Raw genomic sequence first — 19,322 nt, 5'->3', positions numbered from 1 at the left:
AAAAGTCCTGAGCGCAGTTTGCACTCAGGACTTTTTGTTTTTTCCTTCGGTTAATGCCGACAGTTTCCGATGAGTACTTGAGAATAAATTTGGATTTTCTTGAGGTGATTGGTTCGCACGTAGAGTCTAGCGTTACATACAAAAACAGCCCTCATGCACTAAGTAAATCATCAAAACTCTGCTAATTTTTGAGTGTGGCTGGTTGATAGTGGCGTGTTAATAGTGGCTTGGTGATTCGCAAACGCGCTAAGTCATGCGCTTGAATAAGCTTGCCACCTGATGTGAACAAGTTTAAATAAGGAGATTTTATGTTATTCGTCACTAACAGAATCCCCAACGAGGGCTACCAGACCAAGATAGGTCGAGAATTGACGTTCGATTTGCAAAATACAACACCGTCAAAGCATTTGTTTTTTTGTAAGCGTTCGCCAGATAACAAGAAATATTTTGAAGAGGGGAGTGCCAGCTTTTTTACTCAACTCAAGGCATTATCAGAAAAAACACAAGTGCTGCTTTATATTCACGGCTTTAACAACACCGATGAAGCTGATATTTTCCCAAATGCATTGGCACTGGAAGAGCAGATAAATCAATACGCTAACCAAGAATTAGTCAAAGTCGTCCCTATTATTTGGCCTTGTGATGACGATTCTGCACTGGCGTTTATCGATGATTACTGGGATGACCAACATGCGGCAGACGCCAGCGGTAAGTTGTTTTATCGGTTGTTTGGTAAGTTTGTCAGCTGGCAAAAACAACTGGTGCAACAAGGTGATGAATGCCATAAACGGATCAATGTTTTGGCGCATTCAATGGGCAATCGCGTCTTGATGAATACGCTGTACGAGTGGGCAAAAGCACAGGGCGATGTGCCACAGCTCTTTCGCAATGCCTTTCTTATTGCCGCAGACATTGAAAATGAAGCCTTGGAAAAAGGCGAGAAAGGGCAGCATATTGTTGATTCAGCGCGTAATGTGGTGATCTACTATGCCAATGACGACCTTGCCATGCCGGCAAGTAAAGTGGCTAACCTAAAAAACAAAACCCTGTCTCGACGGCTGGGCATGACAGGTGCCGAAAATCTCAATAAACTGCCCAAGAAGGTCTATCAAGTGGACTGCGATAACTTTAATAACACCATTGATAAACCTAAAGGTCATACTTACTTTCTCCACCGAGGCTCAAAACAAACCCCAGTGATCAAGCATATGGCCGAGGCGATAAAAACGGCTCGAGTCCATCCCAGTGAGCGAGAATACGAACTGCCATACCCATAACAACGGGTTAAAGTCGCTTGGTTAATACCGTTTAGTTAATACCGCTTAGTTAACAGCGACTTGTATGATTGGGTTAGTTACCAAGCGTTCATCTGTGCTCGACCACGGCCTACTCAGGGCAGATATAATCGGCTTTGTATTGGCTAATACTCAATAATTTGGCTTTATTCATCGCCTCTTTGATCGCTTTACCCTGTAGCCCTTGCGCGACAAAAGGCTTGGCGCTTACTTGTCGACACAGATTGGCTAACTCGGTTAAGTAAGCTGCTTGCGGGTAGTCGTTGTGTTCTGCGCCCAATCGCCCAAGGCTATCGGCTTGGCAGACTAAGAGAATGTCATTGAATAACTCAGGCTTGCGCTGGTATTCACATTGCTCGAGGATACGCAGCACTGTGCTTGGTTTTAGCTCGAAAGCGCGATGCACATTGAGGTGAAATTGCGACACTTTCACGGCGAGCAGTTTGTAGTCGTTAGGAACTTTTAAACGCGCTGCGACTTGTTCGATAACGGCAACGCCCGCTTGTTCATGGCCATAGTGCTTTGGCCATTTCTCTGCTGGCGTTAGCCCTTTCCCCAAGTCATGACAAAGCGCGGCAAATCGCACTTTGGGGTCGTTTGATAGCTTGACCGCTTGTTGAAGCACGAGCAAGGTGTGAATGCCGGAGCAAATTTCTGGGTGGTGCTGTGCTGGATTGGGGATCCCCCAGAGTTTATCTAGCTCAGGCCATAGTGCTTTTAGCGCGCCACATGCTCTTAACGCGTCAATAAAAACTTCGGGGTTAGGCTCAGCAAGCGCGCGGTCGATTTCTTTCCAAACACGCTCTGCTGATAATGCGACTAATTCACCTGATGCTGCTATTTCCGACATCAACGCTAAGGTATCAGCGGCGATGGTAAAACCGTACTGGTGATAACGGGCGGCAAAGCGAGCGACGCGCAACACGCGCAGTGGATCTTCACTAAACGCCGGGGAGACATGGCGCAAGATGCGATCAGCCAAGTCTTGCTGGCCTCCATACGGGTCAATAATTTCACCATTGGGCGCCATCGCCATGGCGTTAACGGTGAGATCGCGTCGGATCAAGTCTTGCTCTAGCGTTACATCCGGTTCGGCATAGCAAACAAAGCCCGTATAACCTTGCCCTTGCTTGCGTTCAGTGCGCGCTAGGGCATATTCGTCTTTCGTTTCTGGGTGCAAGAATACTGGAAAATCTTTACCCACTTGTTGGAAGCCTAAATTCAGCATTTGTTGTTGTGTTGCGCCAACGACCATGTAATCTCGCTCGACGATGTCACGCTCGAGCAGTTGATCGCGCACTGCGCCGCCGACTAAAAAGACATTTAAGTCTGCTAGTTGTTTTGCCATAAGCTGTTTGAATACAATGATTTTACTTAAATTACCACGCCATCTTATCACGGATCAGACTGAGGCTTGTATGCCCTTTGACTTATGCCAGATGAGCAGGTAGTTTGAGCGGGTAACTCATCAATTTACGCTTTTCATGTATACAAGTTTTTTCGGCCTTAATGATATTCCGTTTTCCATTGCCCCAAATCCTGACTATTTGTTCTTGGGGGATCGCCATAAAGAAGCACTGGCGCATTTGAGCTATGGGCTCGGTGATACTGGCGGTTTTGTTTTACTAACGGGCGAGGTTGGCACAGGTAAAACGACGATTAGCCGCCGCCTGCTAGAACAACTGCCAGAAAATACCCAAGTGGCGTTTATTTTAAACCCGACACTGTCTTGTGTAGAGCTGTTGGCAACCATTTGTGATGAATTAAACGTTCGCTATAAAAAGACCGGCATTACGTTGAAGTATTTAACGGACAAAATTCAACAAAAGTTGCTGAGCAATCAGGAAGCGGGCATTAATACCTTGCTGATCATTGATGAGGCACAGCACCTCCAGCCAGAAGTCTTAGAGCAACTGCGACTATTAACTAACTTAGAGACCAATACCAAAAAGTTGCTGCAAGTGGTGCTTATTGGCCAGCCAGAGCTGCAACAGCTGTTGCAGCGCCGCGATTTGCGCCAGTTAGCGCAGCGCATTACAGCACGTTATCACTTGCTGCCACTAACGCGCAAAGAAGTGGCGCTATACATTAAACATCGACTAACGGTGGCTGATTGCCATCGGCAGTTGTTTAAACCCAGTGCTATCGCACTGATCCACAAAATTTCTAAAGGTATTCCCAGGCTCATTAACTTGCTTTGTGATCGCGCGCTGGCAACGGCGTACGGCAACAATGATTCTGTGGTAAATCGCAAAACCGTGTTAACCGCATCAGAGCAAGCACTGGGCAGCGAGTTTCATTTAACACCTTGGTGGCAAAAAAAATCGCTTATTGGCCTGAGTATTGCCGCTAACTTAGCTATTGTGGTTGCGGGAGCTTATTGGTTTGGCGGCTATTATCAGCGTCACACAACGGAGGTCGTGCTCGCTGCGCCGGAGCAAAGTCAAACAGGGCAAATTCACACTGAGCAAAGTCACTTAGCTAAAGACAGCAAAGCTCAAGACAAGTTAGAGCAAGCTAGCTTAGGTCACAATAATTTAGGCCAAAATAGCTTAGGCCAAAATAACTTGGGCGAAGCTAATTTAGCACAAGCCAACTCATCACAAAGTAACAATTTACAAGCTGAACTAGACGTATCGTCAGCGCCAACAGCCAACCAAGTCGCTGAGCCAATGACTGAACCAAACATTAACTCAAGCACTAACGTAAGCACTGCAGCGCAACCTTCTCCTATTGAGCAAGCGTCGCTGACCACGCAAGCAAATACAGACAACGAAGGAGTTAGGCAGCCAGAGAGTTCCGGCAATGCAGCGCAGTCGGCAGCCAATTCACCGACACAGCAAGCACCGAAGAACGCACCGGCGCCCAACCTTGATTTTGATTTAAGCCAACTAGAGGGCGTATCGCCAGAGCTACTGGCAAAACTGCAAGAAGCGGTTGATGATACCAATGCTGCTGGTGAAGAACTGGGCGGCTATGAGAAAGACCCAGCATCAACACAACAACCGGTTCCTTCGTTGTTAGATATGCCAAGCCATATTCAAAACCAAGTGCCAGCACTGGCTTTTGAGGTTCATATTTTTGCAACGGATGGCAATGGTTGGGTTAGGGTCAACGGCCGTGAGCGTTATGAAGGCGATGTGGTCGCAGGTCGCGTGGTATTGGCAAAAATTAACCAAGAAGACGTTGTACTTGAGTTAGATGGCCAGCAGTTTTCGCTACCGGCCTTGAGCACTTGGTAGATGGTAAATATTAGCTTTCGAAAGCGGTTTTAAAGAAGCTTAACAGGTTGATATTAAACTCTTCAGGTCGAATGCATTTATCAATTTGATCGCGATACTTAGACTTGCTCAAATCAATATCTTCAATCGGAATCGTTTGATTTAAACGGGTGTTGTAAAACACTTTAACCACTGGGTGGGTGGGCTTGTCTCTGTTTAGCTCGGCAATTAAGCCTATTTTACCGCTGTTGAGCTGTACCAGCGTGCCAACGGGGTACACACCCAAGCACTGGATAAATTTTTCCACTAGCTCTTCGTCGTAACCGGTCGCAGACTCTTTAATCAAGGTTTTAAACGCGGTAACAGGGTGAACTGCTTTTTTGTAGCTGCGATCTGATGTCATCGCGTCGTAGCTATCGACAATCGCCATCATGCGCCCGTATTTACTGATATCATCATCTTTGAATTGCTTAGGGTAGCCACTGCCGTCTAAACGCTCGTGGTGCTCGCGTACACAGGTCATCGCAATATGTGAAATATGTGGCGTGTCTTCAAGAATTTTAGCGCCCAAAGCGACATGCGTTTGCACGATTTTCTGCTCTTTTTCGGTGAGCGAGCCTGGTTTATCGAGAATGTCATCAGGAATAAAGACTTTGCCGACATCGTGTAAGAACGCGCCTAAGGCAAGTTGCTCGATAATGTCGCGTTCAAGTTTTAAATGTTTGGCAAAAATTGACATTAAAATCGAGCAGTTAAGTGAATGCTCCATCAAATAATTGCTTTTTGAACGAAGGCGTGACAAGCAGGCGAGGGCATCTTGATTGCGAAAGATCGAATCGACCATAGCATCAGTTGTTTCTCGCACTTCTTCGGCGTTGAGCTCTCTGTCGGCTTTAACCGTGCCGAGAATTTTTTGTTGAAGATCTTTTGCGTTGCTATACAAAGATTGAGCATTTTTCAGCTCATCTTCAAGTGAAACACCGTGTGGTCTACCTACTTTGTTGAGCTTAGTGAGCGGACTTGAGCTAATATTTGGCATCACTTTATCGATGTGCTCAGCGGCTTTTTGTTTGGCAGGGTCGACAATCAGCTTTTTGATCCCCGCAGCTTTTAACTGCATGATTTTAGTCGCACTGAGTACGTAGCCTTCAGACTTTAAGATAAAGCCTTTGTCTTGAAAGGAAATGGATTTGACATACATACCCGGCTTGAGCTGGTCTATGTCTATCTCTGAATACTTATTTGCGTGATCCTTGGGGAATAATTCACTTGGCATCTGATACTCTTAACTGCGCATAGATGCCAAGTGTTGAGAAGTTACTGCCAGCTCGCTAGCCGTTCTTCGTAGTTTTCAATGGCATCAATTTTTTTCAATGTCCAACCAACACTGTCAACGCCGTTTTCCAAACAGTACTGATGGAATTTATCTAAGCTGAAAGTGTAGCAGGTATCGTCAAGCGAAACTTTATTATTAACGAGATCAACCGTCAATGATTTTGTCTTGTCGTTACACGCTTGAAATAACTCATTAATTTCATCATTGCTTAACTTCACTGGCACGATGCCAATATTTATACAGTTGGCGTAGAAAATATCGGCAAAGCTCGGTGCGATGATCACTTTGAAGCCATATTCTTGCAGCGCCCAAGGGGCATGCTCACGACTTGAGCCGCAACCGAAGTTTTCACGCGCTAGCAGAATGCTCGCGCCCTGATATTGCTCGGCATTGAGAATAAAGTCAGGGTTGGGCTGTGTGCCTTCGGCGTCAAGGTAGCGCCAGTCGTGAAAAGCGTGCTGGCCAAAGCCTACGCGCTCCGTTTTTTGCAAAAATTGCTTAGGAATAATTTGGTCTGTGTCGACGTTAGCAACATCTAATGGGACAACTAAACCGGTGTGGCTTGAAAACTTTTCCATGATACTGCTCCTAGTGTTGCTTGCCAGCTTGATTGCTTGCGTTCGCCGCTAAGTCGACAAAGTGACCTTCGATTGCTGCTGCTGCTGCCATTTCTGGGCTGACCAAGTGAGTGCGACTGCCACGGCCTTGGCGACCTTCAAAGTTGCGGTTAGAAGTGGATGCGCAGCGATCACCTGCCGCGAGTTTATCGTCGTTCATACCTAAACACATGGAACAACCGGGTAAACGCCACTCAAAGCCTGCTTCGGTAAAGACTTTGGCTAACCCTTCTTGCTCGGCCTGCTCACGCACTCGGTACGAGCCGGGTACGACAATCGCGTCAACCGTTTTGGCAACTTTGTGACCTTTCGCGCTGTACTCTTTGACGATACTCGCCGCTGCTCGCAAATCTTCAATGCGCGAATTTGTGCACGAGCCGATAAACACTTTGTTCACTTCAATATCGGTAATTTTAGTACCTGCTTCTAGCCCCATGTAGGCTAGTGCTTTCGCGCATGAGTCTTGTTCAACCGGGTCGCTGAAATCTTGTGGCGATGGCACTGTGCTGTCAACCGAAGTCACATGGCCCGGTGTCGTGCCCCAAGTGACTTGTGCCTTGATTTCGCTACCTTCTAACACTAACTCTGTATCAAACTTGGCATCGTCATCGGTTTTTAGGGTTTGCCAGCTAGTCACAGCGGCATCCCAATCGTCTAACTTGGGAGCGTACTCTTTGTGCTGTAAGTAATCGAACGTCGTTTGATCTGGGGCAACTAAGCCAGCTTTCGCACCAAACTCAATACTCATGTTACAAATGGTCATGCGCTCTTCCATTGATAGTGCGCGAATAGCTTCGCCACAGTATTCAACGACATAACCTGTCGCGCCAGCGCTGCCTGTTTTCCCAATGATGGCTAAGATGATGTCTTTGGCGCTAATGCCCGGTGCTACTTGGCCACGGACTTCGATTTTCATGGTTTTAGCTTTGGTTTGGCGCAAGGTTTGCGTTGCCAGTACATGCTCAACCTCAGAGGTACCAATACCAAATGCTAATGCGCCGAACGCACCATGAGTCGCGGTATGCGAGTCACCGCAAACAATCACTTGCCCGGGCTGGGTAATGCCTAATTCTGGCCCCATGACGTGCACAATACCTTGGTTTTTGTGACCCATACCAAATAGCTTGATGCCAAACTCATCACAGTTCTTTTCCAGCGTACGCAGTTGGTTTGCTGCGCCTTCTCCTGCTGCGTCAATCGCTACCGAGCGAGTAGAAATGTTGTGATCCATGGTTGCAATGGTTTTGTCTGGTCGACGCACTGGGCGATCGTGAAACTTTAAGTTCGCAAATGCCTGCGGTGAGGTGACTTCGTGAATCAAGTGACGATCAACATACAGCAAGGGGGTTTCACCTGGGGTGTCATCAACCACATGACGTTGCCATAATTTCTCGTATAAAGTAGTAGCCATGGTCAGTTTCCTATTGTGCTGCTTGAATTGCTTGGCAAATAAAGTCGCCAACTTCAGCCGTGCGTTTTGCTGAGTGCTTTTGCTCTGCGGGGAGTAAATCGGCCGTTAATACGCCTTCATCTAAGGCTTTCGCCACCGCCGCTTCAATCGCACCTGCCGCCGCAGCTTGGTTTAACGAGTAACGCAACATTAATGCCGCCGACAGAATTTGGGCAATGGGGTTGGCAATGCCTTGGCCTGCAATATCTGGCGCACTGCCGCCCGCTGGCTCATACATACCAAAGCCTGATGAATTCAAACTCGCAGATGGCAACATCCCCATAGAACCTGTGATCATTGCACAAATATCAGACAAGATATCGCCGAATAGGTTCGGACATAACATCACATCAAACTGATTGGGATCGCGCACGAGCTGCATTGCGGCGTTATCTACGTATAAATGCTCTAACGCGACATCAGGGTAGTCTTGCGCTACTTCATTAACCACTTCGCGCCACAAAATACTGGTCGCTAAGACGTTGGCCTTATCGACCGAGGTGACTTTGTTATTACGTTTTTGCGCCGCTTGAAACGCTAAATGAGCAATACGGCGAATCTCTCGGCGTGAATAAATCATGGTATCGAACCCCGACTCCTTTTCACCTTCGCCGTTGCGACCTTTTGGCTGGCCAAAATAAATGTCACCGGTTAGCTCGCGCATCACTAACACATCAAAGCCTGATGACGCGATATCGCTACGCAGCGTTGAAAGGCTGGCTAATGCGGGTTGCAATGTTGCTGGGCGCATATTGCAGAACAGTTCGAAGTGGCCGCGTAAGCCCAATAATGCACAGCGCTCAGGCTGCTCTGTGGGTGGTAAGTTTTCCCACTTAGGGCCACCGACCGAGCCAAATAAAATCGCATCAGCTTGCTCACAACCTTTTACCGTGGCTGCTGGCAAGGCTTCACCGTGATTGTCGATAGCACAGCCACCGACATCATAGTCTTGGGTAGCTAACGGGAAATTAAATTTATCCGCAACGGCAGCAAGCACTTTTTTTGCTTCCTGCATTACTTCTGGGCCAATGCCGTCGCCGGCTAAAATTGCAATGGTAGACATGTTACTTCCTAACTCTTTTAACTTTATAAATTTATTTGTTTTCGCTCGCTGCAGCTTCTTGATTGGCTTTTTGCGCGCGGATAGATTGAATTTGTTGAGCGCGATGAATCGCGTTTAAGGCTGACACTAATGCTTGCCCTGAGGCTTCGATAACGTCGGTATCAATACCGTAACCGTGAAAGTTTCGTGCCTGCCAGTTAACTACTAAGTTGGCAACGCCAAGGCCATCTTCGCCAGCGCCTTTATTTGAAATTTTGTAGTCGGCAACTTCAATCTCAACATCAATACATTTTTTGATGGCTTGGTACAGGGCATCAACAGGGCCGTTACCCGTCGCCGATTCAGTAAACACTTGATCACCAATCGCCAGTTGCACACCCGCGGTGGCAAATTGACCGCTACCCGCTTGTACATTTAAACTTTCAACGCGGTAGTGCTCTTTGTCATCTTGCTGTTGAATATTAAACAACAAGGCTTCTAAGTCATCGTCAAATACTTGGCCTTTCTTATCGGCCAGCTTTAAGAAATCTTGGTATAAAGTGTCTAAATCAAAATCATCCGCTTGGTAACCTAAGCTCTCCATGCGGTGCTTAATCACGTGGCGGCCACTACGCGAGGTTAAGTTTAATTTCGTTTTGGCAATACCGACGCTTTCAGGTGTCATGATTTCGTAAGTGTTCGAGGCTTTTAGCATGCCGTCTTGGTGAATGCCCGACGAATGACTAAAGGCGTTGCTGCCGACAATGGCTTTGTTCGGTTGCACAGGCATGTTGCACAAGTGGCTAACCAGCTTAGAGGTTTTGGCAATTTCTTGGTGGTTGATATTGGAATGCACACCTAATAAATCGGCACGGGTTTTCATGATCATCGCCACTTCTTCCAACGAACAGTTACCGGCACGCTCGCCAATGCCGTTAATGGTACATTCGATTTGACGAGCACCTGCTTGCACCGCCGCCATTGAGTTGGCAACAGCTAACCCTAAGTCGTTGTGACAATGCACAGAAATACGCGCTTGGTCGATATTCGGCACGCGATTAAACAAGGTTTCGACAATACCGCCAAATTCATGCGGTAGGGTATAGCCAACGGTATCCGGGATATTGATGGTGCTTGCGCCAGCTTTAATGGCTTGCTCTACCATGCGGCATAAATTATCAATTGGTGTTCGGCCCGCGTCTTCGCACGAAAATTCGACATCATCAGTAAACTTACGGGCAAATTTCACTGCATGAATCGCCATGGCTTCAACATCTGCGAAATCTTTACGCAACTTTTGTTGTACGTGCACATCGGAGGTTGAAATAAAGGTGTGAATGCGAAATTGATCAGCAATACTCAACGCATCGGCACACGCTTGGATATCAGCCTCAACTGCGCGCGACAAACCACAGACAATTGAGTTTTTAACGGTTTTGGCAATCTGCTGAACGGAATTGAAATCACCTGGTGAAGAAACAGGGAAACCAGCTTCGATAATATCAACACCTAAACGTTCGATTGCTTGGGCAATTTGTAGTTTTTCATGAACGGATAAACTAGCTGTTAACGCTTGTTCGCCATCGCGTAGTGTGGTGTCAAAAATGATTACTCTGTTATCCATCATTCTTTCCTCTATTCCTTAATCGGCCTTGTCTGGTTAGTTGCTTGAAGTTCAACGCATTGTGCTTGTCGCCGGGCATAAAAAAACCCGCGGTTGTTAGCGCGGGTCTTCTGTATTCTTTACTTTCGTTTATTTCTTTAAGTAACAACAGCCTATCCGCGCGCAGTAAAGGCGAGGAGGAGTTTAATAATGGTCATGGTTGTGTTGTTACTAGGCATTGTCTTTTCTAACTGAACTTTCTGTACTTTTTAAATTTAAACGCTATTTCTGAACAAGCTTTCGAAAATAAGCTTGATAAATATTTATGTTTTTTGCATTTTGATGCGTATATCGCCGTTAATCGCTGCATCAAAATTCAGTGCTGATATTAGTAACGTATAAGCAGGGCCTAGGTCAATAATTAATTTCACTCAATTTAGAATTTTTTCCACAGTTATTTTGAGTGCAAATATATTACAATGCGCACCATTGGTTGCTATGCGCTAACAGGGGCGCTTAATGCTCATTTTATGTCTATAGAAACTCTTGAAGAAAAAACTGCGGTAAGCTCGCCAGATATGATGTTAGATCGCCCTAAAAAGTACTTGCTACACATTGCCCAGAATTATTCATTTGCTATTTTAAGGCCGTTGCAGGCGGCCATACGCGCACGAGGCCATGAGGTTAAGTGGTTTGTCTATGGCAGTGCCGTTAATCTCAGTTATTTCGAAGCCAATGAGCAGCGGTTGCCAACAGTTGAAGCGGTGATTGCCTATCAACCTGACGCTGTTTTTGTTCCTGGGAATTTGGTGCCTGATTTCTTTCCCGGCTTAAAGGTTCAAGTTTTTCATGGGTTTGATGCGGGTAAATTCTCTGATCGCAAAGGCCATTACGCGATTCGTGGCCTATTTGATATGTATTGCACCCAAGGGCCAAATACCACCGAGAAATTTCAAATACTCGCCGATAAACACAAGCATTTTAGTGTTGCAGAAACGGGGTGGTCAGCGATTGATTCACTCTATGATTACACACCTGTCGAACATGACAAGCCCGTTATTTTATTGTGCTCGACCTTCTCCCGTAAGATGACTTGTGCACCGCATTTGTTTGAGCAAGTGAAAAAGCTTAGTGCAACAGGGCGTTGGCAGTGGTTAGTGCAATTTCACCCTAAAATGGATCAAGAAACGGTAGCGCTATACAAGGGGATTCAAAGTGAGCATTTGACCTTTGTTGAAACTGATAACGTGCTGCCGTTGTTGCAAAAAGCAGATGTTATGGTGTGTGACACTTCCTCAGTATTAATCATGTTTCTACTGCTCGGTAAACCTGTCGTGACGTTTAAAAATGCACGCCCTCGCGATTATCTAATCGATTTTGATAACCCGACTGAACTTGAACAACACATCGAAACAGCATTAACGCAACCTCAGAGTCTAATGGCAAAAATAGCGCAATATCAGCGAGAAACGCATCCCTATCAAGATGGGAAATCGTCAGAGCGGGTATTGGCAGCAGTGGATGAGCGCTTGGCTGGTAGGCATCAACCAGCCAAGCAAAAACCCTTAAACTTAGTGCGTAAATTTAAAATGAGAAAGAAACTAAAGCACTGGAAGCTTTAGTTTTTTGAATCGCAAATATTACAGCATAAATTCAATATTGAGCGATAGATTGGCGTTAGTATCATCCTCAATATCGTTTTCAAAGCTCGATTGGCTGATGTCAGCGTCCAACGTAAAGCGCCAATTTTGATAGCTGTACTGCACTTTGCCTGAAAGCATCATTAAATCTTCCGCAATTGGGGTGAGTGTATTACCAATCAACGGATTGTTAGGTGCCTTGTCATTGTTGTCTTGGTTCAGCTCCAAAAAGCGCAACTTAACTTGATAAGCTAAGTTATTTTCGACTTGTGAGATGGCGCCAAAGACAATACTCGTCGCATCGTTTTCGTATAAATTACCCAGTACTCGTCCTTTGTAGCGCACACCCGTTTCATATATGTGGTGTTCGTAATAACAATCACCAATCGCTGAGGTGCCATCGCCGTTTCGGCCGTCACGACATTTGGCATAGGTGTCTGTCCACTCGGCAAATAAACGCCAGTTTCTACCGAATACAGTGGTACGCGTATCAAGCCCGGCTTGGTAGCGCTCTTCCCCTAAAATACTCAAGCCACCTTTGCTATCACCGTCTTCTGCGAAAGCGGTAAAATACAGCGCCAACGGGTGATTGAATAGTTTGGTGGAGTAGCGAATATCATAACCCGCAAGTTGGTTACCCGGCTCTTCACCTGCCGCACATTCTTCAACAGAAGGGCCGACACCGCCACAATTGTCACGACCGGCTAGCACATCGACAAAGGTATCAAAGCCGCTTGGGCGTCCGTCACCTGCCCATTGAGCTAAGCGAGAAATACCTACTTCCCAATTTTGGGCTGGGCGAAAGTTTAATCTGAACCCCCAAAGCAGGGCATCATCCACTACTCGATCGTCATCCATCAGGCCCATAAAGGTAGTCACCGTCCATGGGATTTGATGTTCGGTAAATGGCACTGTCACAGGCTCTGCCGATAATCTGGACAGGGAAACCGCAGGTAACGGGCGGGCGTTGCTCGACAAGCTCAAACTCGTATCCCAACCTGGCCCCCACCAGCGGTTTTGCATGCCAGCACTAAGCACCCAATTGCCAACAAAGGCTGCAGCATAACTGCCATCATAGGTAACTTTATCATCGTCACTTGGCGATGAGGTGTACTTTGGCGCAAAATTAAAGGCAAAATGATCCGTCATAAATGAGGTGTGGATCTGAATCGTGTTTTTATCTCGGTACTTATCGCCAAAGCTCGTAAATCTGGCATCTTTGCTCGCGATGTTCAGCTCTACTCGCTTGGTATTTTTCTTGGCAAGCTTGAGCTGATGGTTCACGTAGGTAAACGCCGATAAGGTGTGCTCATCCATTAAGTGAATTGGTGCTTGCTCAAGGTCTCGAGCAATATCTCGCCACATCAGTGGAAACGTGGTGGTCGGTGTCGTTACCAAGTTAACGTCGGCAAGGTGTTCAATACTTTCTCGTAAAAATGCGTCGTTTGTGTCAACCCAAGGACCGGCAAAAACAGGAAAGCTGCTAGCTGCAAGCAAATACAGTGCTCGACTTTTGATAGATGAGAAAAAATGCATAGGATATTATTTAACTAAATCGCCCAAGGCTTCGCGTAAAATGGTACTCGATGTATGTGTGGTATAAGGAAAGTACATGATTTCAACGCCTACTTTGTTGAATTCTTGCTCTATTTGCAACCATTTTTCTGTGCCTTTCCAGTCATCACCGACAAACATCATGTCAAACTTTAAGTTGTTCCAAGCGGCCATTTTATCGTAGCTAGTTTGCGGCACAACTTCATCAACAAACTTTATCGCCTCTACAATCTCCATGCGCTCGCTAAACGGAATAATAGGTTGCTTGTTCTTGGCTTGTAGCGAGAGTTCATCGCTAGTGACGCCCACAATAAGGTAATCACATTCTAAACTTGCGCGCTTTAACACATTGAGGTGGCCGATATGGAACATATCAAACACGCCAGTGGTGTAACCAATCTTCTTCATGAAATCTCTTTATTGGTGAGTAACGATCAAACTGTGGAGCAGTTTACCATAGCGCTTAGTGGCTGAGTAGGTAGTCGGCAATGCGCGAACTCGCTTGCCCGTCGAGCTTGCCCGCGAGTTTCTCACTCAATGCTAACCTGATGTGTTCAAGTTGCTTGGGCTGGGAAACATGGCTATCAACCAAGCTTTTAACAGCTTTGTAGGAGTTGGCGTGAGCGGCAATGTTGGTGTATTCGCCGTAGTCTTCATCCATGCGGCGTTTGAAGCGATAGCTAAATACACCTCGGTAGCCCCAGCGCAATTTCAAAAAATCACACCAAATCACCGGTTTATTTAATGCTGCAAACTCAAATAATGCTGACGAAGCATCACTGATTAAAATATCTGCGCTGCTTAAAAACGGGGTCAGGCAATAGTCAGAGACTTGAGCGAGATAAACATTGTCAAATTTAGCCCAATGGTTGAGTCGCTTTAAGTGTTTTTTGTATCTGGGCTTGCTGACCGAAAAATAGTGAGGTTTGATTAAAATATTGTAGTCGGCGAACGATGCCGGCCAATTTTTGGGAAAACGCTCTAAGCTGCTGGGATAAAAGGTTGGTGCGTAGGCGATAGTTGGTTTGCTGGGATCTAAGCCAAGACTCGTTAAGTCAAAACCGACCCCTTCGTTATTGATGATTGGATCCAGTTTGGCAAAGCCAACATCAACAAAGGTGTCGTTCGGGTACATCTCTTTAAAGCGCTGAGTGCGATAGGCACCCTCGACAAAGCGCACGGTTGTCGGTGTATCAGATTTTTTATAGTAACTGGATTTAGGGCCAATACCATGGCCTAGTTGTACTGATTTACTGACGCTATGGACCTTGTCTAAATGGTGGTAGGCATTGGCGAACACCACCCAGTCAGCTTGTTTTTTTAGATAAAGTTGCGCTGATTGGCTGGCAGTACTCACCCAGTTCGCGCGCAGCTCTTCCGCGGCGATAATACCTCCGATAATTTGGTCATGAGCACTGTGATAGAAGACAAATTCTATGTCACAGCCTCGCTTGCTTAGCTCTTTAGCAACAGGCAAGTATTGTGGTAAATAATAAAGGTGAAGAACATCAAAAATTATGTGCATTAATGCGGTTTCCGGTTTACAGCTAAAGACCACCACTAGCAGGTTCAAAAGCGTATATCATCGCTAACCTGATGAAGTGCTATTGGGCTAAATGACCAAAAAAATCTAGAGAAGTTCACAAAAGTCAGTAGCGAACTTACAAAAAAAGCCTCACTTTGAGGCTTTGGTTTAGTGTCGCTAAGCTAGGGCACCTTGGTCGCGATAAACTTAGTCACGACAAACTCAGTGAGCACAACCTAGTATAAGATAACAAACGGCGACGAGAGCCTATGCCTATTTCCAACTATCCATGGACGACTTTTTGCGGCCAAAGAGTTGCGGGATAAACAAGCCGACTAATAAGCCGAGGCCAGCAACAATTCCACCGTTAAAAAACCATTCTTTCATGACATCGAAATCCTGCGTTTCCAGCTTTGACTGTGCACTGGCTAGTTCGCTTTCCAGCGTTGCAATTTTGTTGGTCAACTCGGTATTTTCTGATTGAATGGCAGAGAGTTGCTTTTTGTTGCTGGCAATTTGCGCTTTAAGCTGTGATTCTTGCTCGCTGGTCGAGGCAAGTTGGCCATTGAGCTCAGCTACCACGTGTCGCAAGCCAGGTTTGGTTGACACGTATTTGTCTTCAACCCATGCCGTGCGATCTTTTTCGTCAATGATTTGGGTGTAACCACTGTTCTTTTCACCGGTTAACTTAACTTGTGATCCCGCATTAATACTGCCGACAATTCGGTAGTTATTGCCTGCGCCAGAGTGCATGTAAATGAATAGTTCATCTGAAATAAAACCGTCCTGATACTCAGTGTTAGCTTGCTGAGCAGCACTTGTTAAAGACACTGCAAATAAGGCTGCACCCGCTAATTTAAGTAATTTCCCCATGCGATACCGATTGAAATACTGTGATAAAGATGGAGACGATATTAGGGCTTTGTGAACAAGAGCGCAAGCCAGAGCTTTGGAAAATAAAGAATAAGCGATAATCGCTTTAAAATAACGCCAAATATGGTTGTTTCACAGGCAAAAGCACCTGGAGTGTCGAGAAAAGGCTTGCTTGTTAAGTGGCGGTTTTGTAATCTATTTCTCTGGTTTTTCACAAGGACATCCACGTAAGCTTGCGAATAGCTAGGAGTCCATTAACTGTTACATGTCCACAGAAATTGAGCTTAAATACCTGATTGATGGCGGCGATGTCGTTAGTCAATTTACACAACTCCTCAACCAACGCCAATATACCTACACCCAGGCTGCACGCCAACTTAGCAACACTTACTTTGACACCAGTGATCGTATGCTTCGCCAGTATGACTTTGGCCTACGAGTGCGCAAAGCCGACGATTACACCGAGCAAACGATTAAAACGGCAGGTATTGTCGTCGGTGGATTGCACCAACGGCCAGAATACAATGTAGCGATTGACGATAGTACGCCTGAACTAGCGTTGTTTCCTGCGGATATTTGGCCGACAACCACTGATGTTGAACAGCTTCAAGCAAACTTGCAGGCGATCTTTTCAACGAACTTTTATCGCACTACGTGGCAAGTGAATGTGGGAGACTCGGTTGTTGAAGTGGCTTTTGATCAAGGCATTATCGAATCAAAAGGCCATTCAAAAGGCCAATCGAAAGGGCAAATATTGCCGATCAATGAAATTGAATTAGAGCTTGTCAGTGGCGAGCGCCAAGCTATTTTTACGCTGGCAAAAGAGCTTTGCCAGGCATTTACCGTGACGCCGGGAAGACAAAGTAAAGCCGCACGTGGTTATCTACTATGGCAAGGGGCAATTCATCGCTCAACGACTGATGAAATCAGTTTTCAGGTGCCATTAAACCCTGAGCTATCGGTTGAAAAGGCGATGGTATTGGGCTTTGAGCATGGTCTCAGTTGTTTACAACAAGCTATTGGTCAATCACTCGCCGCAGCTGAATTGACGCATGTTAAGCAGGTATTTGAGGCGTTGAGCTTTATTCAACAAGGGCTTTATTTACACCAAAACTTAATTGCGTCAACGACCTTTAACTTGCTTGAAAGCTTGTTGAAAGAGTCGCTAGAAAGTTTAAGCTGGTTAGAAACGGCTATTCATATTAACGACCTAACGTTGAAGTCGGGCAATTACCGCAAGAAGCTTGAATACAGTAACCAGCTGGTGTCTACCCTAAAAATTGAACGCAGCCAGTTTCCAAGTGAAGAAGTGATTCAACACGAGCTGATGTCAGCTAAGTTTAATTTGCTGCAACTTCACTTGTTGCAATTTATTCTCGATCCTGTGGTGAAGCCCGTTGAGAAAACGCGTTCGCTAACTGAACACGCGAAAACTAAGTTGAGCAACAACTTAACGGCCATTAAAGAGATTTGCGGTAATAAAATGCAACTCAGTGCGCAGGAATATTTAGTGATTCAACAGCATTTGTTTTCCAGTTTGCATACTGGCAGCTGGTTTGGCGCCTTGTATGAGCAAAGCAGCCGCACTGAATATCGCCGTACTTGGTTGGATGTATTTCACGGTATTGAAGAGCTGGCGACACTCAACTTATTGCAACAGCAATTAAATGCGATTGAGCAAAGCTCACAAAAGCTCAACCGCTGGTTAAACACCAAAGTCGATAACCTGCTGCAAGTGATTAATCAGTCATATCAAGCAGCAGTTAAAGTAGAGCCGTACTGGCTGTAAGGGTGTATCAAATTCAATGCGAGAGGGGTTGCACAATCGCTGGTAGCTTAAACGGCAATAACTGAAACGATGAATAAGCACTGGCGATAAAGCCGCTGTGGTGATGAATAAACTTGTCGCGATGGGGTTATTCATCACTTAGCCGTTGTTATTTCAAGCTAGGTTAAGCTACGCAGTATTAGGCGAATCAAAAGTCAGTGATAAGGACGTTAGCATGCACGTTAGAGGTATTAAATGGTGGTAAAACCTTTACTTATTCTCACGTTATTGTGCTCGGCTGGCTTTAGTGCGGTTCATACTGCTGTAGTGGCCAAGTCTTATTCTTTACCCCCTTCAAATCAGCGATTGATTGGTGAGCCGACCCAACATCAAGTCGTCAGTGGTGATTACTTTCAACGTTTAGCTGAGCAATATAATGTTGGTTTTCTCGCATTGATTGCCGCCAACCCGGGGGTAGATCCATTTTTAACTTATCAAAAGCCTTCAGGTAATGAGGTATACGCCTCGCTCAAGGTACAAGCCAAGGAACTAGATAAGGCAGTAAATAGCGAAGTTGATGGTAATATAAAAACTGAGCACTCAAGGATTCATATTCCCACGCAATTGTTGTTGCCATTTGTTGAGCGCAAAGGCGTGGTGATCAACTTGCCGGAGCTTAGGTTGTACTATTTTCAACCTGAGCAAAATAAGGTTCATGTCTTTCCGGTGGGCATAGGCCGAAAAGGGCTCGCTATGCTAAACCTGACGAGCTATATCGGCGAGAAACGCAAAGCGCCCATTTGGCGACCGAGCGAGGAAATGAAAGCGCGTTACCTTGCAGAAAAAGGCGCTGTCTTAGCGGATGAAATTCCACCTGGCCCAACCAATCCATTCGGTAAATACGCACTGAGGTTAGCGACCAGTGAATACCTTATTCACGGCACTAACCAACGCTTTGGTATCGGCACGCGTGCTGGTTACGGATGTATTCGTATGTACGACGATGACATTAAGTGGCTTTACGACAATGTAGCGCTCAATACACCGGTAAAAATCATCGACCAACCAGTAAAAATGTCCTATGAAAAGCCAGGCTTAAAGCTTTTTGAGGTGCACCAGCCGTTAACGTCGAGTAACAGTACTAAGCAGTTAGAAAGTGGCTGGCAAACACTTACCAAGTTTATTGGCGCCGGCCAAGCAGATAGGTACCGCAGCGACTATGATGCAGCAACTGGGTTAGTGGTACGTGTGGAAAAAGTGACGTCGGCAACCACACAGGTTGCCGAGTAGTTAGTAACCTCAGGTTTAAAGAAAGATTAGTGAATGAATTAATATATTCATGCATTTAAAGCTAACTTCTCGCGAGAAAGTTTTTTGATATCGAGACAAGGTTGCGCG

At 45.8% G+C, this 19,322-nt stretch carries 15 protein-coding genes; 5 read left to right on the top strand and 10 right to left on the bottom strand.

Annotation, left to right across the window (positions count from 1 at the left end; all coding sequences use genetic code 11):
- Positions 1-308: 308 nt before the first annotated feature.
- Positions 309-1,277: an alpha/beta hydrolase gene (locus DXX93_RS16325; protein WP_116009036.1), complete on the top strand. Its 969-nt coding sequence runs from the start codon at positions 309-311 to the stop codon at positions 1,275-1,277.
- A gap of 109 nt (positions 1,278-1,386) precedes the next feature.
- Here the strand turns inward: DXX93_RS16325 and DXX93_RS16320 are convergent, their stop codons facing one another.
- Positions 1,387-2,643: a multifunctional CCA addition/repair protein gene (locus tag DXX93_RS16320; RefSeq protein WP_116009035.1), complete on the bottom strand. Its 1,257-nt coding sequence runs from the start codon at positions 2,641-2,643 to the stop codon at positions 1,387-1,389.
- Between the two features lie 136 nt (positions 2,644-2,779).
- On the opposite strand from DXX93_RS16320, the gene DXX93_RS16315 reads away from it, so the two are divergent.
- Positions 2,780-4,537 (top strand): AAA family ATPase, encoded by a 1,758-nt coding sequence (locus tag DXX93_RS16315; protein ID WP_116009034.1) that lies wholly within the window; start codon positions 2,780-2,782, stop codon positions 4,535-4,537.
- 10 nt (positions 4,538-4,547) lie between these two features.
- Here the strand turns inward: DXX93_RS16315 and DXX93_RS16310 are convergent, their stop codons facing one another.
- From DXX93_RS16310 to leuA, 5 genes are read right to left on the bottom strand one after another with little or no spacing between them, the layout of a single operon-like run.
- Positions 4,548-5,792 (bottom strand): HD-GYP domain-containing protein, encoded by a 1,245-nt coding sequence (locus tag DXX93_RS16310; protein WP_116009033.1) that lies wholly within the window; start codon positions 5,790-5,792, stop codon positions 4,548-4,550.
- Between the two features lie 41 nt (positions 5,793-5,833).
- Complete coding sequence (leuD, locus tag DXX93_RS16305; protein ID WP_116009032.1) at positions 5,834-6,430, bottom strand: 3-isopropylmalate dehydratase small subunit; 597 nt, start codon at positions 6,428-6,430, stop codon at positions 5,834-5,836.
- 10 nt (positions 6,431-6,440) lie between these two features.
- Positions 6,441-7,880 (bottom strand): 3-isopropylmalate dehydratase large subunit, encoded by a 1,440-nt coding sequence (gene leuC, locus DXX93_RS16300; protein ID WP_220347577.1) that lies wholly within the window; start codon positions 7,878-7,880, stop codon positions 6,441-6,443.
- 10 nt (positions 7,881-7,890) lie between these two features.
- Positions 7,891-8,982 carry a 3-isopropylmalate dehydrogenase gene (leuB, locus tag DXX93_RS16295; protein ID WP_116009031.1) on the bottom strand — a complete coding sequence of 364 codons (1,092 nt, stop codon included), beginning with the start codon at positions 8,980-8,982 and terminating at the stop codon, positions 7,891-7,893.
- Between the two features lie 31 nt (positions 8,983-9,013).
- On the bottom strand, positions 9,014-10,585 hold the full coding sequence (gene leuA, locus DXX93_RS16290; RefSeq protein WP_116009030.1) for a 2-isopropylmalate synthase: 1,572 nt from the start codon (positions 10,583-10,585) through the stop codon (positions 9,014-9,016).
- 560 nt (positions 10,586-11,145) lie between these two features.
- Here leuA and DXX93_RS16285 point away from each other — a divergent pair.
- Positions 11,146-12,186 carry a CDP-glycerol glycerophosphotransferase family protein gene (locus DXX93_RS16285; RefSeq protein WP_116010008.1) on the top strand — a complete coding sequence of 347 codons (1,041 nt, stop codon included), beginning with the start codon at positions 11,146-11,148 and terminating at the stop codon, positions 12,184-12,186.
- Between the two features lie 18 nt (positions 12,187-12,204).
- On the opposite strand, the gene DXX93_RS16280 is transcribed toward DXX93_RS16285, so the two are convergent.
- From DXX93_RS16280 to DXX93_RS16265, 4 genes are all read right to left on the bottom strand, one after another.
- Positions 12,205-13,740: a capsule assembly Wzi family protein gene (locus DXX93_RS16280; protein WP_116009029.1), complete on the bottom strand. Its 1,536-nt coding sequence runs from the start codon at positions 13,738-13,740 to the stop codon at positions 12,205-12,207.
- A 6-nt stretch (positions 13,741-13,746) separates the two neighbouring features.
- Positions 13,747-14,166 (bottom strand): adenylyltransferase/cytidyltransferase family protein, encoded by a 420-nt coding sequence (locus DXX93_RS16275; RefSeq protein WP_116009028.1) that lies wholly within the window; start codon positions 14,164-14,166, stop codon positions 13,747-13,749.
- Positions 14,167-14,221: 55 nt separating this feature from the next.
- Positions 14,222-15,283, bottom strand: coding sequence for a CDP-glycerol glycerophosphotransferase family protein (locus DXX93_RS16270; RefSeq protein WP_116009027.1), 1,062 nt, complete (start codon positions 15,281-15,283; stop codon positions 14,222-14,224).
- 273 nt (positions 15,284-15,556) lie between these two features.
- A complete protein-coding gene (locus tag DXX93_RS16265) occupies positions 15,557-16,156 on the bottom strand; it encodes a TIGR04211 family SH3 domain-containing protein (RefSeq protein WP_116009026.1) in 600 nt (199 codons plus the stop codon).
- A gap of 265 nt (positions 16,157-16,421) precedes the next feature.
- Between DXX93_RS16265 and DXX93_RS16260 the strand changes: the two genes are divergently transcribed.
- Positions 16,422-17,945 (top strand): CYTH domain-containing protein, encoded by a 1,524-nt coding sequence (locus DXX93_RS16260; protein ID WP_116009025.1) that lies wholly within the window; start codon positions 16,422-16,424, stop codon positions 17,943-17,945.
- 234 nt (positions 17,946-18,179) lie between these two features.
- A complete protein-coding gene (locus DXX93_RS16255; protein ID WP_116009024.1) occupies positions 18,180-19,214 on the top strand; it encodes a L,D-transpeptidase family protein in 1,035 nt (344 codons plus the stop codon).
- The last annotated feature ends 108 nt before the right edge of the window (positions 19,215-19,322 follow it).

Origin of the sequence: Thalassotalea euphylliae (genome assembly GCF_003390335.1) — a bacterium.
GTDB lineage: Bacteria > Pseudomonadota > Gammaproteobacteria > Enterobacterales > Alteromonadaceae > Thalassotalea_F > Thalassotalea_F euphylliae_B.
This window is presented reverse-complemented; position numbering and strand designations above follow the sequence as displayed.

What these genes read in the sequence shown, in the direction of transcription:
- DXX93_RS16285 (WP_116010008.1), top strand. Translation starts at nt 11,146, where the DNA reads ATGTTAGATCGCCCTAAAAAGTACTTGCTACACATTGCCCAGAATTAT.
- leuD (WP_116009032.1), bottom strand. Translation starts at nt 6,430, where the DNA reads ATGGAAAAGTTTTCAAGCCACACCGGTTTAGTTGTCCCATTAGATGTT.
- leuB (WP_116009031.1), bottom strand. Translation starts at nt 8,982, where the DNA reads ATGTCTACCATTGCAATTTTAGCCGGCGACGGCATTGGCCCAGAAGTA.
- DXX93_RS16320 (WP_116009035.1), bottom strand. Translation starts at nt 2,643, where the DNA reads ATGGCAAAACAACTAGCAGACTTAAATGTCTTTTTAGTCGGCGGCGCA.
- DXX93_RS16265 (WP_116009026.1), bottom strand. Translation starts at nt 16,156, where the DNA reads ATGGGGAAATTACTTAAATTAGCGGGTGCAGCCTTATTTGCAGTGTCT.
- DXX93_RS16255 (WP_116009024.1), top strand. Translation starts at nt 18,180, where the DNA reads ATGGTGGTAAAACCTTTACTTATTCTCACGTTATTGTGCTCGGCTGGC.
- DXX93_RS16275 (WP_116009028.1), bottom strand. Translation starts at nt 14,166, where the DNA reads ATGAAGAAGATTGGTTACACCACTGGCGTGTTTGATATGTTCCATATC.
- DXX93_RS16260 (WP_116009025.1), top strand. Translation starts at nt 16,422, where the DNA reads ATGTCCACAGAAATTGAGCTTAAATACCTGATTGATGGCGGCGATGTC.
- DXX93_RS16325 (WP_116009036.1), top strand. Translation starts at nt 309, where the DNA reads ATGTTATTCGTCACTAACAGAATCCCCAACGAGGGCTACCAGACCAAG.
- DXX93_RS16280 (WP_116009029.1), bottom strand. Translation starts at nt 13,740, where the DNA reads ATGCATTTTTTCTCATCTATCAAAAGTCGAGCACTGTATTTGCTTGCA.
- DXX93_RS16315 (WP_116009034.1), top strand. Translation starts at nt 2,780, where the DNA reads ATGTATACAAGTTTTTTCGGCCTTAATGATATTCCGTTTTCCATTGCC.
- leuC (WP_220347577.1), bottom strand. Translation starts at nt 7,880, where the DNA reads ATGGCTACTACTTTATACGAGAAATTATGGCAACGTCATGTGGTTGAT.
- DXX93_RS16310 (WP_116009033.1), bottom strand. Translation starts at nt 5,792, where the DNA reads ATGCCAAGTGAATTATTCCCCAAGGATCACGCAAATAAGTATTCAGAG.
- DXX93_RS16270 (WP_116009027.1), bottom strand. Translation starts at nt 15,283, where the DNA reads ATGCACATAATTTTTGATGTTCTTCACCTTTATTATTTACCACAATAC.
- leuA (WP_116009030.1), bottom strand. Translation starts at nt 10,585, where the DNA reads ATGGATAACAGAGTAATCATTTTTGACACCACACTACGCGATGGCGAA.